13 protein-coding genes and 1 riboswitch are annotated in these 16,194 nt (G+C 62.7%); of the genes, 6 read left to right on the forward strand and 7 right to left on the reverse strand.

Translation table 11 applies throughout. From position 1 onward, the window contains the following. Positions 1 to 26: 26 nt before the first annotated feature. Positions 27 to 226: riboswitch (FMN riboswitch) on the forward strand. Positions 227 to 302: 76 nt separating this feature from the next. Further along, complete coding sequence (locus NKH19_RS02450; protein WP_352981660.1) at positions 303 to 776, forward strand: 6,7-dimethyl-8-ribityllumazine synthase; 474 nt, start codon at positions 303 to 305, stop codon at positions 774 to 776. 163 nt (positions 777 to 939) lie between these two features. Then, on the forward strand, positions 940 to 2,004 hold the full coding sequence (gene fba / locus NKH19_RS02455; RefSeq protein WP_352631487.1) for a class II fructose-bisphosphate aldolase: 1,065 nt from the start codon (positions 940 to 942) through the stop codon (positions 2,002 to 2,004). 124 nt (positions 2,005 to 2,128) lie between these two features. On the opposite strand, the gene NKH19_RS02460 is transcribed toward fba, so the two are convergent. From NKH19_RS02460 to ftsZ, 7 genes are all read right to left on the reverse strand, one after another. Further along, positions 2,129 to 3,451 carry an amylo-alpha-1,6-glucosidase gene (locus tag NKH19_RS02460; protein WP_352981661.1) on the reverse strand — a complete coding sequence of 441 codons (1,323 nt, stop codon included), beginning with the start codon at positions 3,449 to 3,451 and terminating at the stop codon, positions 2,129 to 2,131. A gap of 21 nt (positions 3,452 to 3,472) precedes the next feature. Further along, positions 3,473 to 4,513 (reverse strand): ABC transporter ATP-binding protein, encoded by a 1,041-nt coding sequence (locus NKH19_RS02465; protein WP_352981662.1) that lies wholly within the window; start codon positions 4,511 to 4,513, stop codon positions 3,473 to 3,475. A 21-nt stretch (positions 4,514 to 4,534) separates the two neighbouring features. Then, complete coding sequence (locus tag NKH19_RS02470; protein WP_352875543.1) at positions 4,535 to 5,380, reverse strand: carbohydrate ABC transporter permease; 846 nt, start codon at positions 5,378 to 5,380, stop codon at positions 4,535 to 4,537. Then, entirely contained in the window at positions 5,377 to 6,222 is an 846-nt protein-coding gene (locus NKH19_RS02475) for a carbohydrate ABC transporter permease (RefSeq protein ID WP_352981663.1), read from the reverse strand. Before NKH19_RS02475 ends, NKH19_RS02470 begins: the two co-directional genes overlap by 4 nt. Positions 6,223 to 6,330: 108 nt before the next feature. Beyond that, positions 6,331 to 7,599, reverse strand: coding sequence for an ABC transporter substrate-binding protein (locus NKH19_RS02480; protein ID WP_352981664.1), 1,269 nt, complete (start codon positions 7,597 to 7,599; stop codon positions 6,331 to 6,333). Positions 7,600 to 7,638: 39 nt separating this feature from the next. Beyond that, a complete protein-coding gene (locus NKH19_RS02485; protein WP_352981665.1) occupies positions 7,639 to 8,682 on the reverse strand; it encodes a LacI family DNA-binding transcriptional regulator in 1,044 nt (347 codons plus the stop codon). 310 nt (positions 8,683 to 8,992) lie between these two features. Beyond that, entirely contained in the window at positions 8,993 to 10,030 is a 1,038-nt protein-coding gene (gene ftsZ, locus NKH19_RS02490; protein ID WP_352981666.1) for a cell division protein FtsZ, read from the reverse strand. A 463-nt stretch (positions 10,031 to 10,493) separates the two neighbouring features. On the opposite strand from ftsZ, the gene NKH19_RS02495 reads away from it, so the two are divergent. The 4 genes from NKH19_RS02495 (at position 10,494) to NKH19_RS02510 (ending at position 16,176) form a co-directional block, all read left to right on the forward strand. Beyond that, complete coding sequence (locus NKH19_RS02495) at positions 10,494 to 11,192, forward strand: GntR family transcriptional regulator (protein ID WP_352981667.1); 699 nt, start codon at positions 10,494 to 10,496, stop codon at positions 11,190 to 11,192. Between the two features lie 220 nt (positions 11,193 to 11,412). Next, the gene (locus NKH19_RS02500) at positions 11,413 to 12,768 is read left to right on the forward strand and encodes a glutamine synthetase family protein (RefSeq protein ID WP_352981668.1); all 1,356 of its coding nucleotides are present in this window, start codon (positions 11,413 to 11,415) and stop codon (positions 12,766 to 12,768) included. A gap of 147 nt (positions 12,769 to 12,915) precedes the next feature. Beyond that, on the forward strand, positions 12,916 to 13,851 hold the full coding sequence (locus tag NKH19_RS02505; protein ID WP_352981669.1) for a helix-turn-helix domain-containing protein: 936 nt from the start codon (positions 12,916 to 12,918) through the stop codon (positions 13,849 to 13,851). 135 nt (positions 13,852 to 13,986) lie between these two features. Continuing rightward, on the forward strand, positions 13,987 to 16,176 hold the full coding sequence (locus NKH19_RS02510) for a TonB-dependent siderophore receptor (RefSeq protein WP_352981670.1): 2,190 nt from the start codon (positions 13,987 to 13,989) through the stop codon (positions 16,174 to 16,176). The last annotated feature ends 18 nt before the right edge of the window (positions 16,177 to 16,194 follow it).

The following is a 16,194-nucleotide window of genomic DNA, read 5'->3' on the forward strand; positions in this document are numbered from 1 at the left end:
CGCCCCGCCCTTTCATACAAAGCCGTTAATGTTCTCAGGGCGGGGTGAAAGTCCCCACCGGCGGTAAGGACTCTTAGTTGCGCATGATTCCTTTCCGAAAGCCGTTCCGGTTTTCGGGGTCATGCGCGGGACCCAAGCCCGCGAGCGCTTTCCGGTTTCGGAAAGGTCAGCAGATCCGGTGTGATTCCGGAGCCGACGGTTAGAGTCCGGATGGAAGAGAACGAACGGAAGATGGACCGCCTCGGCGGGCCGGATTGCGTATCGTGCGTCCTGATTCTGGTTCGAAACGGAAGGATGGACCCATGAATCAGCATTCCCATAAAGACTACGGAACTGTTCGCATCGCCGTCATTCGCGCGCGCTGGCATGCCGACATCGTCGACCAGTGCGTACAGGCCTTCGAGGCGGAACTGGCTGACATCGGAGGCGACCGCTTCGCCGTCGATGTCTTCGACGTGCCGGGCGCTTATGAAATTCCCCTGCATGCCAAGACCCTGGCCGGGACCGGCCGCTATGCCGCGATCCTCGGCACCGCCTTTGTCGTCAATGGCGGCATCTACCGGCATGAGTTTGTCGCCAGCGCGGTGATCGACGGCATGATGAACGTGCAGCTGTCGACCGGCGTGCCGGTGCTGTCGGCGGTGCTCACCCCGCACAACTACCACGACAGCGCCGAGCATCACCGCTTCTTCTTCGAGCACTTCACCGTCAAGGGCAAGGAAGCGGCCAATGCCTGCGTGCAGCTCCTGGCGGCGCGGGAGTTGATCACGGCCTAGGATCGCCAAACAGGCCGGATTTCAGCCCTGCAACAAGAATTGCGATCGACAAGACTTCTGAAGGTTGCGGTTGGCCCGAAATCCGGCCAGAAGCATCAGGGGCCGGCCGGCGACCGGCTGGCCCGCGACGTTGCGCTTGAAACCAGATACGGGAGACTATTGGGTGGCTCGCATAACACTGAGACAATTGCTCGACCACGCCGCCGAATACGGCTACGGCGTGCCCGCTTTCAACATGAACAATATGGAACAGGGCCTCGCCATCATGGAGGCCGCCGAGGAGACCAAGTCGCCGGTCATCCTGCAGGCAAGCCGCGGCGCCCGCGCCTATGCCAATGACGTGGTGCTGGCCAAGCTGATCGACGCGCTGGTCGAAATCCACCCCGACATTCCGGTCTGCATGCACCTCGACCATGGCAACAACGAAGCCACCTGCGTCACCGCCATCCAGTACGGCTTCACCTCGGTCATGATGGACGGGTCGTTGAAGGAAGACGGCAAGACGCCGGCCGACTACGCCTACAATTCGGGCATCACCAAGCGCGTCGTCGACATGGCGCATTGGGGCGGCGTGTCCGTCGAAGGCGAGATCGGCGTGCTCGGCTCGCTGGAGAGCGGCGGCGGAGAGCAGGAAGACGGCCACGGCGTCGAAGGCGCCATCAGCCACGACCAGTTGCTGACCGATCCCGAACAGGCGGTGGAATTCGCCAGGGATACCCATGTCGATGCGCTGGCGGTGGCCATGGGCACCAGCCATGGCGCCTACAAATTCTCGCGCAAGCCCGACGGCGCGGTGCTGGCCATGAACGTCATCGAGGAAATCCACCGCCGCCTGCCGAACATGCATCTGGTCATGCACGGCTCGTCCTCGGTGCCGGAGGATCTGCAGGAGATCATCAACAAATATGGCGGCCAGATGAAGCCGACCTGGGGCGTTCCGGTCGAGGAGATCCAGCGCGGCATCAAGCACGGCGTGCGCAAGATCAACATCGACACCGACAACCGCATGGCGCTGACCGGCGCGATCCGCAAGGTGCTGACCGAGAACCCGAGCGAGTTCGATCCGCGCAAATATCTGACACCCGCCATGGCCGCCATGCGCAAGCTGTGCAAGGAGCGCTTCGAACAGTTCGGCACCGCCGGCAACGCGCAGAAGATCAAGCCGCTGCCCGTCGCCGAAATGGCCAAGCGCTACAAGTCGGGCAGTCTCGATCCGAAGTTCGGGTGAGTGGCTGACGCGGCCTTCCCTTCTCCCCTTGTGGGAGAAGGTGTCGCCGCAGGCGACGGATGAGGGGTGTTCCAGGGAACATTAACGCCTCACTCCGCTGGAAGACTCCTCATCCGTCTCGGCGCTATCGCGCCGATCCACCTTCTCCCACAAGGGGAGAAGGCAAGAGAGGTGCCCCCCTCAAAAACTCGATCACCATCGCCGCCGTCCAGGTGAAGCGGCCGCCGCCGAGGGGCTCGCCGGTGAGCGGATCGTAATATTCGGCAAAGCCACTTTCCTGGATCAGATCCAGGCTGGATTGCGTGATGCGCCGCGCCGCGTCATCGTGACCAGCGACGGCAAGGCCGTCCGCGATCATGTAATTGACGACCAGCCAGACCGGGCCGCGCCAGTAGCGCTTGGCGTCGAAGCGTGGATCGTCTGGATCATGCGACGGCACGACGTAACGCGCCTTGGCGGCTAGGCGTTCGACGGTTGCGGCCAGCGCTACGGTGCGAGCCCCGGGAATGGCCGCGAAGGCCGGCAGGATGCCGCCGACGGAGGCGCTGTCGACCAGTCTGCCGGTGACGCGGTCGAGGCAGAGATACTGGCCTCGCGCATCGCTCCACAGCCGCTCCATCGCCGCCAGGCCCTTTTCAGCACGGGCACGATTGGCGCGAGCAATCCCGGTTTCGCCCAGCGCCTCCGCAAGATCGGCAAGATCGGTCGAGGCGCGGATCAAAATGGCGTTGAAGCCGGGATCGACGACCTGGAATGGCGAGGCGTCATGCAGCCTGGCATTGTCCCAGCCAAGCCCGCGAAAAAGCTGCAGCAGCCAGATGTAGCGGTCGTACTGCCCTTGTGTCGGACGGTGCGCAGGGTCGGCATGCAGGATGTCGCGGCGCGTGTAGGGCTCGACACCTTCGGTCGGCACACGCTCGAAGGCATCGTCCCAGTCGATGGAATTGTCGCGCCCGGACTCCCAGGGATGGATGATGGCGACCAGCCCCTCACCTTTTGGGTCGCGGTTTTCGTAAAACCAGCGGTGCCAGGCATCGATCTTCGGCAGCAGCGCGCGGGCCCGCTCCGCAGCCAATTTCTTGTCCTTTGCCCGGTCGAACAGGCGGCGTATGGCAAAGCCTGCAACAGCCGGCTGGGTGATGCCGGAGGTGGCCGTCGGGCGGCCGGTCCGCCAGACCTCCGGCCCGGGAAAATAGCCGTCGCTCCAGACGTGGAAGACGATGTGCGGCACCATGCCGTCCGGCCACTGATGCGCGAACAAGGTCTCGATCTCGGTCCAGGCGCGGGCCTCGTCGTAATGAGCGAGGCCGAGCGCGGTCAGGCAGGAATCCCAGTTCCACTGGAACGGATAAAGACCTTTCGTCGGGATGGTGTAGGCGCCCTGGTCGTTTTCTTTCAGCACCTCGATGGCACGGGCAATGATGTCACTAGTGGCGGAAGCGGTCATGGCAGTTCAGGGCTTTCGGTATCAAAGGGCATTGGTCGTTTCGGGATCGAACCAGCGGATGCGGTCGGGTTTGGGCGCGAGCCGCAGGTGATCGCCGACCTGGACGCCGGCATTCGAGTCCAGGATGGCGCGGAACAGGCCGCCCTCGACATCGCAGGTGACCAGCGTGTGCGGGCCGAGCGGCTCGATGACGCGCACGGTGGCGTGCAGACCCTCGCCGCCGGCATCGACGTCCTCGGGGCGGATGGCGAATTCTATTGTCTGCTTGTCGAACTTCGGCCCGGGCAGCGTCAGTCCGGCAACGGTCCAGTCGCCATTCGCGGCCTTGGTCGCCGGGATGAAATTCATCGGAGGATTGCCGATGAAGGAGCCGACGAAACGTGCGGCCGGATTGCGGTAGACCTCGACCGGCGACGCGGCCTGGACGATGCGGCCCTGATGCATGACGGCGATGCGGTCGGCGAGACTCATCGCCTCGACCTGATCGTGGGTGACATAGATGGTGGTCGTCTTGGAGGCGGCAAGCACGCCCTTGAGCTCGGCACGCATCTCCAACCGCAGCAGCGCGTCGAGGTTCGACAGCGGCTCGTCCATCAGGATGACGTCGGGCTCCATGGCGAGCGCACGGGCGACGGCAACGCGCTGGCGCTGGCCGCCCGACAGCTGGCCCGAATAGCGTTTCAGCAATTGCTCGATGTGCATGAGTTCGGCGGTGCGGGTGACACGACGCTCGACATCGGCCTGCGGCAATTTCTTCATGCGCAGACCGAAGGCGATGTTCTCGAACACGGTCAGGTGCGGAAAGACGGCGTAGTTCTGGAACACCATGGCAATGCCGCGGTCGCGCGGCGGCAGATGGTCGACGCGGCGGCCGCCGATCCAGACCTCGCCCTGGCTCGGTGTCTCCAGCCCGGCGACGATGCGCAGCAGCGTGGTCTTGCCGCAGCCCGAGGCGCCGAGCAGCACCATGAATTCCTGGTCTGATATGGCGAGATCGACCTGATGCAGGGCGGTGAAGCCGCCGAAGCGCTTGGCCACACCCTTGATCGCGATTTCAGCCATGAGCGTTCTCCGTGCCCTGCGTCATCGGTTGGCAATCCCCCACATGGCGAACAGGTATTTTCGAACGGCGAAGATGAAGATCAGCGCCGGCACGACCAGTGCGGCGCCACCGGCGAATTTGAGATAGAGCGGCGATTCACCGAGGCTTTGCAGCAGGAAGGCGGTCAGCGTGCGGTTCTCGATGGTGAGCACGGCGGCTGCGAACACCTCGTTCCAGGAGATGGTGAAGGCAAACACCGCCGAGGCGGCGATGCCCGGCAGGGCCAACGGCAGGATGACCTTGCGAAAGGCCTGCCATCGTGTGCAGCCGAGCGTCCAGGCGGCCTCCTCCAGCTCGACCGGAATGCCCGAGAACAGCGAGAAAGTGATCAGGACGGCGAACGGCAGCGCCAGCGTGGTATGGACCAGCGCCAGCCCGATGGCGGTGTCGTCGAGGCCCGTGCGGATGAACATCACCGCCAGCGGCAATGCCAGCAGTGGCAACGGGAATGCGCGGGTCATCAGCACCAGGAAGCGGAAGGCCTCCTTGCCCGGAAAGTCGAAACGCGACAGCGCGTAGCCGGCCGGAGCGCCGAAGCCGATGGACAGGATCATCGTCAGGGTGGCGACGAGGACCGAGTTCCACAGTGCCCTGGCGACGCCGGCGAATTCGATGAAGAAGGATAGGCTGCCGAGATCAAAGGACGGCAAGAAACGCTTGGGAAAGGCGGTGACCTCATCCGGTGACGACAGCGCGTTGACGATCAAGAGGTAGATCGGCAGCAGCACCCAGACGCAAAGCAGGATGGCGGTGGCGATCAGCAGCCAGTCGCCGGCCTTGCGCGCATCGGCGGTCGCGGCAGTCGGTGCTTCGGCAAGGGCGCTCATATCCGGGCTTCCTTGGGCACCCGCAGCACCCTAAGGAAAAACAGCGTGAAGCCGATCGAGATGGCGAGGATGAGCAGCGCCGAGGCGGCGGCGACATTGCGATCCTGCAGCGTGAATTGCCAGTTGTAGGTCTCGCCCATCAGCACCGGCAGGTTGGTGCCGCCAAGGGCTGCGACCACGGCGAAGACCTCGAAGGCGAGGATGACGCGCAGGATGATCGCCGTCTGCAGGCTGGGGCGCAGCAATGGCAGCGTGATGCGCAGGAAGCGCTGCCACGGGCTTGCCCCGAACACTTCCGCCGCCTCGTAATATTCCTTGGGGATCAGGCCCATGCCGGCGACGAGGATGACCATCATGATCGCGGTGGCCCGCCAGATCTCGGCCAACGCCACGGCGATGAAGATGGTCAGCTTGCTCTGGTAGCCGAGGAACATGATCGGCTTGTCGACGACGCCAAGGCTGGAAAGCAGCGTGTTGAGGAAACCGGACTGGTCGAAGATGGCGAGCCAGATCAGGCCGGCGGCGAGGTCGGAAATGCCGAGCGGGATGGCAAAGACATAGAGCGCCGCACTTCGGCCTGTTTCCAATCGCGACACCACGCTCGCCATCAGCAGCGCCATGACCAGTTGGATCGGCACGACGATGGCTGCCAGCAGCAGCGTGTTGCGGACCGTGACCGGGAATTTCCAGCTGCCGGCCATGGTGCGGAAATTGTCGAGGGTGAAGGCGCCGTCGCGGGTGATCGCCCCGAAGGCGACCAGCGCGAACGGATAGAGGAAGAAGATGCAGAGGAACACAGTCGCCGGCATCAGCAGCAGGTATGGCAGAGCCTTGCCGTGCATGGCAGTGTCCTTTGCGTGCTGCGGCCAAGTGGTGCGGCCATGTGGGTGAGGGTCTGGGCGCCCGGAGTGCAACAAACTCCGGGCGCCCCCTCGGGAGGATTCTGGTTCCTATTCTACTGGGCAAGCCCCCTCGGATGGCTTGTCGGGCGCCCAGCATGGCGCCTTGGCCTGGTCGATGAGGGCCTTGAGCACTGTTGCTTCTTCGCCGAGCACGCCATGCACGTCCTCGCCGCCGAGCACGATGCGCTCGAAACTGTCGGTATAGACCTGGTTGAATTTGCCGCCGAGGTCGCCGAGCCCCATCGGCAGCAACGCCGGCAGCGCATCGGGCGCACCGGTCATGGTGGCGATCGCCGGGCCGAAGGCCTTCACCGAGGCCGGCATGTCGTCTGGCAGTTTGACGTCGACGACCGGGAAGAAATTGGTTGCCTTGAGCGTCGCGATCTGGGTTTCCGGCTTCAGCATATAGGCGATCAGCGCCTTGGCCTTGTCGATGTCGGGCGAGGTCTTCGGAATGGCGACGCCAGCCACGACAGGCATGAAGCCGCGACCGGCGGGGCCGGCCGGCGCCGGGAAGGCAACGAATTCGTCCGGCTTCTTGTTGAAGGCGTCGGCAAGGCGCGCGACATGGTCGAACGCCACCCAGACCTCACCTGAAAGCAACGGCTCCTGCATGAAGGCGTAGTTGGTCGAATTCGGGTTGGTGTACTGCCAGAGTTCCCTGAACTTGTTCCAGGCGACCTCGGCTTCCGGTGAACGGAACTTGGTCACCATCGAGCCGGTGTAGGACGGATAGAGGAACCCCTCGAAGAAGCGGTGCTTGAGCCCCTTGGGACCGGCGGGAAAGCCGAATTTCGGCGAGCCGGTCTTCTCGGCGATGTTCTTCGACCATTCGATAAGCTGATCGTAGGTGATGGTGTTGAGATCGACGCCTGCCGGCAGATATTGCAAGGCCTGCTTGTTGGCCGCCATCAAATAGGTGGCCTGCATCCAAGGCAGGTATTTCTGCTCGCCGGTGCCGAGCATGCCGAGCTTCTTGTAGGCCTCGTTGACCTTGACGCCGCCGATATCGACGCCGGACAGATCGGCAAGGTTCGCTCCGACCGTCGAGAAATCGCCGTGCAGCCCACCCAGCAGGCCGATGGTGCCGGTGCCGGCCTGCAGTTCAGCCTGAAGGCGGGTGAGCCAGGGACCGTCCTCGGCGACCTGATAGTCGACCGGGCCGTCAAAACCTTTCAGCACCTCGTCGCGCATCTTCTGGGTTTCCTCGACCGGACGCGCCTGCGTCGACCAGAACAAAACCTGCTGGGCCTGCGCGCCGCCCGAGGCGATCGTTAACGCCAGCGCGGCGCCGATCAGTGTCTTCAATGCTTTCATCACGGTCTTCCTCCCTGGATAGGCGCCATCATTTCGGCGTCAGCTTGTTGTCCGCGGTGCGGGTCCATGGCTTGCGCGCGCAACCAGCGTCGGCCGGATCAGCCGCGTCAGCGGCTCGGCGGGCTTCTCGGCGATCACGGTGAGCAGCATGTCGGCGATCTCGCGCGCGCATTGGCGGATCGAGGCATCGAACGTGGTCAGGCCCGGTGGCGCGTAGCCCGAAGCGGCAATGTTGTCGAAACCGATGACGGAGAGGTCGCGCGGCACGCCGAGGCCCGCGCGGGCGGCCTCCTCCATCACGGTCAGAGCCAGTTCGTCGAACAGAGCGACGATGGCGGTCGGCCTGTCAGGCCGCTGCAGCATGCGGTTGACGGCCTGGATGCGGGCCTCATGGTCGAAGCGCGGCGCCGTCACCACGTCGAGCCGCACCGACGGATCGCCCCGACGGGCAATGGCTGCGGCAAGGCCGTCTTGCCGCAGATGCCGGAAGGTCATCAGCTCGGAAATCGTCACCAGGCCGAAATGGCGGTGGCCGAGATCGTAGAGCATGTCGAAAGCCTCGCCGAAGGCGTGCGCGCCGTCGGTATCGAGCCAGTTGTAGCCGAACTCGCTGTCGAGAAGCCGGCCATGGGCAACGAATGGAAAGCCACGCTCGCGCAGATAGGCGAGCCGCTCGTCAACCTCGGCGATACGCGTGACGACAACGCCATCGGCCCGCCCGGATTCGACGACATGGCGCAGCACCGACAGTTCCGAATGGCCGAAGGCCGCGGTGGCCAGGATCAGGTCGGCGCCGTGCGACACCAGCCCTTCGCCGAGCCCGGTGACGAATTCGCCAAGGAAAGAATCGACAAGGTTCGGCCCGCGGATCGGTAGTACGAGGCCGACGAAACCACTGCGGCCGGAGACAAGCGTGCGCGCCGCGGTGTTGGGCACGTAGCCCGCCTGACGCGCCGCTTGCGCGACACGCTCGCGTGTCTTCAGCGCGATCTGTTCATGGCCGGCAAGCGCCCGCGACACCGTCGTGATCGACAGGTCGAGGCTAGCCGCAAGCTCCTTGAGCGTGATGACGCGGGTCGTCATCGCTCCTCCCTCGAACAAGTTTGAAACGTTTGTAATTGTCTTTCGCAAAATTGCAAACGTTTTAAATTTCTGGCGAAAGCAGGCTGACAAGCGATCCAATCAGGTGCGGTGGAGTTCGGGCGTGCTCTGCGATTGACGAAAACACCAGTCGCTTCGTCATTGGGGAGGCTTTGGCCAATCCGAGTGCTGATGGTGGTTCATCGAAACGAACGATGAAACTTGACCGCCAACAGGCCTCCCGCCCGTCAAATCCTCTACGCAGCGCTACAAGGGCTCCGCAAGCAGTCCGACCAACTCGAAGCGGCAGATCCTACTGAAGCGTTCGCGCCGGCGGCTGGCCGGCATGGTCCCGGGCGATGCCGGCAGCGCCATCCTCTGCTCCAGACGCACGGTCGAGGCCTGTCGCCACCACCGAGACCCTGAAGCGGCCTTCCATGCTCTTGTCGAAGATCGCGCCGACGATGATGTCGGCGTCCTCGTAGACCTCTTCGCGGATACGAGTGGCGGCCTCGTCGACCTCGAACAGGGTCATGTCCCTGCCGCCTGATATCGAGACCAGGACGCCCTTGGCGCCCTTCATCGACACTTCGTCGAGCAGGGGGTTGGCGATCGCGGCTTCCGCCGCCTTCATCGCCCGGCCCTCACCGGAGGCCTCGCCGGTGCCCATCATGGCGCGGCCCATGTCGCGCATCACCGATTTGACATCGGCGAAGTCGAGATTGATCAGGCCTTCCTTGACGATGAGATCCGTGATGCAGCTGACGCCGGCATAGAGCACCCGGTCGGCGATGACGAACGCATCGGCGAAGGTGGTCTTGGCATCGGCGATCCTGAACAGGTTCTGGTTCGGGATGACGATCACCGTGTCGGCGCTCTCGCGCAGCCGCTCGATGCCCTCTTCGGCCATCTGCATGCGGCGCCGGCCTTCGAAGGTGAACGGCTTGGTGACGACGCCCACCGTCAGGATGCCGGCCTTGCGCGCCGCCTGGGCGATGATGGGAGCAGCACCGGTTCCGGTGCCGCCGCCCATTCCGGCGGTTACGAAACACATATGCGTGCCGGCCAGATGATCCATGATCTCGTCGAGCGATTCCTCGGCCGCGGCCCGGCCGATCTCGGGAAGCGATCCGGCGCCCAATCCCTCGGTGACATGAGAGCCAAGCTGGATCAGCCGCGTTGCCTTCGACATGGTCAATGCCTGGGCGTCGGTGTTGGCGGCGATGAATTCCGTGCCCTGAAGCTGCTCCGCGATCATGTTGTTGACGGCATTGCCGCCGCCGCCGCCAATGCCGATGACGGTGATCTTGGGTCTCATCTCGGAGATTTCGGGCTTCTTGAACTCGGCCATGCCTGTTTCTCCTTCGCCAATTGCGCGCGCTTCACGACCCACCCTCGGTCGGACTGCCTTGGGAACATTGCAATCGAGCGGCATGACGCGAATCAGTCCGTTCGCATGGGTACCCCAAAAAGCCAGAGAGCGGCCAGAGGTGCAAGTGCGCGCAAGGTCAAGATTTGTGATGACGGTTTTGCACAGCGGAATCGTGGAGGTGCTCGAGAGCCGGCGCGATACGCCAGACCGAATCCCGATGCGGTTGCGATAGCGCCGGAAGAACCGCGACCGTGTCTGGAAAAGTTTGCTGGCTGCAATCGCCGGCAGGGTGACGAGCCGGCTTGCCGCAACGATCGAAGCGTCTATCATGCGTCGATAAATCGCTGACTTGGCGTTCTCGCCGCGATCGGCCAGGCAGGATTGTCCGCGGCTGTTGTCGTCAGGGTAGATTTCAGAACGAGTGAAGCAGCGCCCCCCGCCAATGGCCGACAAAACACAATTCGGGTTGACCGCCGTCGACACCGTTCCCTTGCATGAGAAAGTCTATCTGGAACTCGTGCGGGCGCTGATGTCGGGCCAGTTCACGCCGGGCCAGAAGCTGACTTCACGCAAGCTCGCCAAGGAACTCGGCACCAGCGACATGCCGGTGCGCAGCGCCTTCATGCGACTTCAGGCGTTGCGGGCGCTCAGCCCCATGCCGAACGGCAGCGTCGAAGTGCCGGTCATTTCGGCCGAACGGTTTGCGCAGTTGACCGCCGTGCGCACGATCCTCGAAGGCTCGGCGACCGAGCTTGCGACGAAACGCATCAACGGCAACAATCTGCGGACGATCCGACGCCACTGCACCGACCTGACCCTGGCGGCCCGCAAGGGTGATATCGACGATTACCTGCGCAAGAACCACGACTTCAAATTCTCGATCTATCGCCATTGCGGCAACGAGCAGATGATCTTCCTGATCGAGACCGTCTGGATGCAGGTCGGCCCGTTTCTCAGGAACCTTGCCATGGGCTTCGAGGATGACCTCGCCTCCATTCTCGACATCGACCATCACGAGGAAGTCGTCGCGGCGATCGAGGCCCAGGATGGCGAGCGAGCGCGTGCGGCCATCGTGCGTGACATCGATGAAGGCGCCGCGCACATCCTGCAGCAGGCCAGATTTCCGGAAATCAGAACCTGAAGTCGCCCCTTGGCTTTCCGCCCTCTTAGCTCTATGTTGCGATCGCAGATCGCGCAATTGGTTTTGAAATGCCTCCCGACATCCCAGCTAGTGAATTGAAAAAATAAGGAAAAAGCCCTTGGCGGCAGCCAGGTCTGTTTTCCAAAACTCACAAGCAATCTTTACCAGGGACAGTGCAGCCGATGAGGCTGCGGCACCTTCAAAAACCAGAGGTTATAAATTGAGCGATGCAATTGCGGACGTTTTGAACTGGCTTGAAAGCAGGACCGACATCCAGAGTCTGAGGGCGGCGGTATGCGACCTCAACGGCATCATGCGTGGCAAGCGCATTCCGGTCGAGCAGGCAAGGAAGGCGCTGGAAGGCAAGCTGCGCATGCCTTATTCGCTGATCGGGCTCGACATCTGGGGCGAGGATATCGAAGGCAACACCCTGGTGTTCTCGACCGGCGATGCCGATGGACTGTGCCAATGGACGGGGCGCGGCATTCTGCCGGTCGCTTGGACGGCGCATCCGACGGCGCTCATCCCGCTCTGGCTTGCCGACGAAACCGGCGCGCCCTATCTCGGCGACCCGCGACGGGCGCTGGCCCGAATCCTCGATCGCTACAAGGCTTTGGGCCTGACCCCGGTCGCGGCAACGGAACTCGAATTCTACCTCGTCGATCCGCAATCGCAGCGGCCGGTCGGACCTGTCTCGCCGGTGACCGGGCGCCGTCTCGATTCCGACGCGGCGCTGTCGATCGACGAGATCGACGACTTCGAATCCTTCATCCATGACGTCTACGAGGCTTGCCGGACGCAAGGCATTCCCGTCGACACGGCCATCGCCGAAAACGGCGTCGGTCAGTTCGAGATCAATCTGAACCATGTCGCGGACGCCTTGCGGGCTGCCGACGATGCGGTGCTGTTCAAGCGCACGGTGAAGGGCATTGCCCGCAAGCACGGCTTTGCCGCCTGCTTCATGGCCAAGCCGTATGGCGACCGGGCCGGCAACGGCTTTCACGTCCATTTCAGCCTGATCGACGGCGAAGGACGCAATGTCTTCGACGACGGCACCGACCAGGGCTCGGAGATCATGCGTCATGCGGTCGGTGGCCTGCTTGCGGCGATGGCCGAGAGCACGCTGGTGTTCGCACCACACTTCAATTCATACCGCAGGCTACGCCCACGATCCTATGCGCCGACCGCCGTCGCCTGGGGTTATGAGAACCGCATGGTGGCGATCCGCATTCCCGGCGGACCGACCGGTGCGCGCCGTATCGAGCATCGCGTTTCGGGAGCGGACGCCAATCCCTATTTGGTGCTTGCCGCCATACTGGGCGCCGCACTGACAGGCATTGAAAGACAAATATCGCCAGGCGATCCGATCCGCAGTGACGGCCAGGGACTTCCGCCGGCAAAGCTGCCGCCGGACTGGGCGTCGGCGATCGCCGCCTTTGAAAGCGGGACGCATGTGGCGGAGATCTTTCCGGCGATCCTGCGCGACTCCTTCGTTGCCTGCAAACGCCAGGAGTTGAACACGTTCGCGCTCAATGTCAGCGATTTCGAGATCGAGACCTATCTCGAAAGCGTTTAGGCCAACCGGCGCCTGATCATCGCCAACAGGGCGATGGTCGGGCCGCAAAACAGTTCCGACCACATCACGCACTGGAGCCACGGCACCCCATCGTTTCTTCCGGCCGCCTGCCGTGGCAAAGCGGGCCGGTTTGACATGATATAAAACTTGATAATTTTCATCATGAATATATGTTGCGGGACGATCGACACCACGAGGAAACAGGGTTTCTTCGTCCCGCGCATGGAGAGCCGCATTCAGGGTTTTGCCGTCATCGGCGACCTGAAATGGCATGTCTGGGATGGCGTGGTCGCTGACCTCTGGGATGTTTCATGCGGCAACAGGGCCGAAGGCTATTATGTCTCTCCCGACCCCCGGCTGTTCGTTGCGCTCGATGTGGACGGCGACGGCGCCTTCTTCGTCGAAGGCGCCAAGGGCGAATTGCGCCGCCACGACAAGGCCTTCTCCATGGCCTACATACCGGCCGGCGTGCCAATCCGCGGCCGGGTCGAGGGACTGCGGCGGATCCGGCATCTCGACCTGCATTTCGAGGCGGCGACGCTGATGCGCCGCTTCGGCCGCAGTCTCGACCTTGAAGCCTTGCAGATGTCGCGTTTCCAGTTTCGCGACGACCGCGTCGCCATGCTTGCCGGCCTGATCGCCGCCGAGTGCGGCAGCGACCAGCCTCTGCATGATCTCTATGGCGAGGGCCTGCTCAACGCCCTGTTTGCAAGCCTGTTCCAGATCGACAAGCCGAGCGCCGCCAGGCGTCGGTCGCCGCTGTCGCGCCGCAAGCTACGGCTGGTCACGGATTACATCGATGCGCATTGCCTGGACAGGATCCGCCTCTCCGACCTCGCAGCATTGACCGGCCTGTCCGAAACCGCGATGAGCCACGCCTTCAAGGCTGCGACCGGCGTGCCGCCGCATCGCTGGCAGATGCAGGCTCGAGTCGACAGGGCGAAGGCGATGATGGCGCGTGACGCCGCATCCCTCGGCGACATCGCCGAGGCGACCGGCTTTTTTGACCAGGCGCATCTGACACGCGTGTTCAAGTCGGTCGTTGGAGTGACGCCCGGCGCATGGGCGAAGAACGCCCAGTGACATTTCCGCAACATGGCGTCGCGATGTCCCTCGTTTGGACAAGAACGGACAAACCGCCCAATTCCATCCAATGACCCGCAGATAAGTTGAGATAAATGATCATGTATCTCAATATCGACAGGCGGAACCTTCCTAATGAGCAAAATTTACCGGGTGAAAGCGCTTCTGGCGGCCAGTGTCGCCGCAGCCGCGATGTTCCCGACGATGGCCGCGTTCGCGCAGGCTGTGCAAACCAGCACCCAGCTTGAACCGGTTGTGGTCGAGGGCGAAGCCGGCGACAGCGCGACCGGACCGGTCAAGGGTGTCGTCGCCAAGAAGACCAAGACCGGCTCCAAGACGGCGATCGAGATCAAGGACATCCCGCAATCCATCTCGGTGGCCGGCCGGCAGGAGATCGACGACCAGGGCGCGCAGAAAGCCGACGAAGCACTACGCTACACCGCCGGCGTCTTCGCGCAGCCCTTCGGCCCTGACAGCGACACCAACTGGCTGTTCATCCGCGGTTTCCAGGCGACAGCCACCGGCACCTATATGGATGGGCTGCAGCTCTTCAGCTACGGCTTCGGCGGCTTCTATGTCGACAGCTTCGGGCTTGAGCGTATCGAAGTGATGAAGGGCCCTGCCTCGGTGCTCTATGGCGGCAGCAATCCCGGCGGTCTGGTGAACTATGTCAGCAAGCGGCCGGAGTTCGAACGCAAGCGCTATGTCGAAACCGGCATCAATGACGCCGGCAATGTCTATCTCGGCTTCGACATCGGCGACGTCGCCAACAATGGCACGGTCAGCTATCGCATGACGGGCAAGGTCGCCGGCGGCGACACCTACAGCGACCTGCAGAACGGCTGGCGCGGCTTCATCTCGCCAAGCATCACCTGGAAGCCGGACGAAGCAACCACGCTGACCATTCTGGCCAACTACAGCCACATCGACGAGAACCACAATGGCGGCAGCTTCCTGCCCTATGATGGCACCGTGATCGATCACGTTGTTGGCGGTGTGAACTACGGCCGCATCGACCCGGATGCGAATTTCACGGAGCCCAGCATTGACCTCTACAAGCGCGAACAGGGCTCCATTGGCTATGAGTTCGAGCACGAGTTCGACAATGACTGGACCGTTCGCTCCAACGCCCGCTTCACCGCTGCCGATATCAATGAGGTCAGCGTCTATCCGAACGGCTGGTCACTCGTCGGAGGGCCTACCGATCTAGCCCGGATAAATTTCGACCATGACACCACGGCCAAGACCTTCCTTGTAGACAACCAGGTCGAAGGCAAGGTGGTGACCGGCCCGATCGAACATACGATCCTGGCTGGCGTCGATTTCAAATATTACAACATCGACCAGGTACAGTCCTCTGGCCTCTACGATCCCAACTATGACAACCCCATTGACGCCTTCCATCCGGTGTACGGCTCACCGCTGACCCCACGCGTCAGCTACCTCAACCAGAACCTGACGCAGAAGCAGCTTGGCTTCTATGCGCAGGACCAGCTGCGCTTCGGCGATGGCTGGCTGGTGACGTTGAACGGCCGCTACGATCGTGGCTGGCTCGACGCCGACAACGGCCCGACATACTACTCAGCGAGTTCCAGCTCGCAGAGCAGCACCGTCGGAGACTTCTCCGGGCGCGCCGGCCTGGCCTATGAATTCGCCAACGGCGTAACCCCCTATGCCAGCATCGCCACTTTCTTCAATCCGATCATCGGCACCGACGCCAACGGCAATCTGTTCAAGCCCGAGGAAGGCACGCAATATGAAGTCGGCGTGAAATACGCACCGACCTTTGTCGATGGCCTGTTCACCCTGTCGCTGTTTGACCTGACGCGTCAGAACGTCCCTTCAAATGTTACTCTCTTCACGCAGATGCAGACCGGCGAAGTGCGCTCGCGCGGTGTTGAACTCGAAGGCAAGGTGAACGTGACCGACGATTTCCGGGTCACGGGTGCATTCACAGCCTACGACATAGACATCACCAAGGACGCCAACCCGGCACTCATCGGCAAGACGCCCTTCATCGTACCCGAGGTTATGGCCTCCGCCTCGGTCGACTACACGTTCCGCGGCGGCTGGTACGACGGCATCTCGATCGGCGGAGGTTTGCGGTATCTCGGCTCCTCATGGGCAGACGATGCCAACACTGCGAAGGTGCCCGCGGTTACGCTGGCCGATCTGAAGCTCGGCTACGAAAAGGAGAACTGGGGTATCGATCTCAACATCACCAACCTCTTCGACAAGATCTATGTGTCGAGCTGCCAGACGACGCTGACCTGTTCCTATGGTGAAGGCCGTTCGTTCAAGCTTAAGGCGCATACGACTTGGTAGCCATGGGCCAAATCCGCC

It is taken from the genome of Mesorhizobium sp. M1338 (assembly GCF_040318045.1).
In the GTDB taxonomy this organism is placed as follows: domain Bacteria; phylum Pseudomonadota; class Alphaproteobacteria; order Rhizobiales; family Rhizobiaceae; genus Mesorhizobium.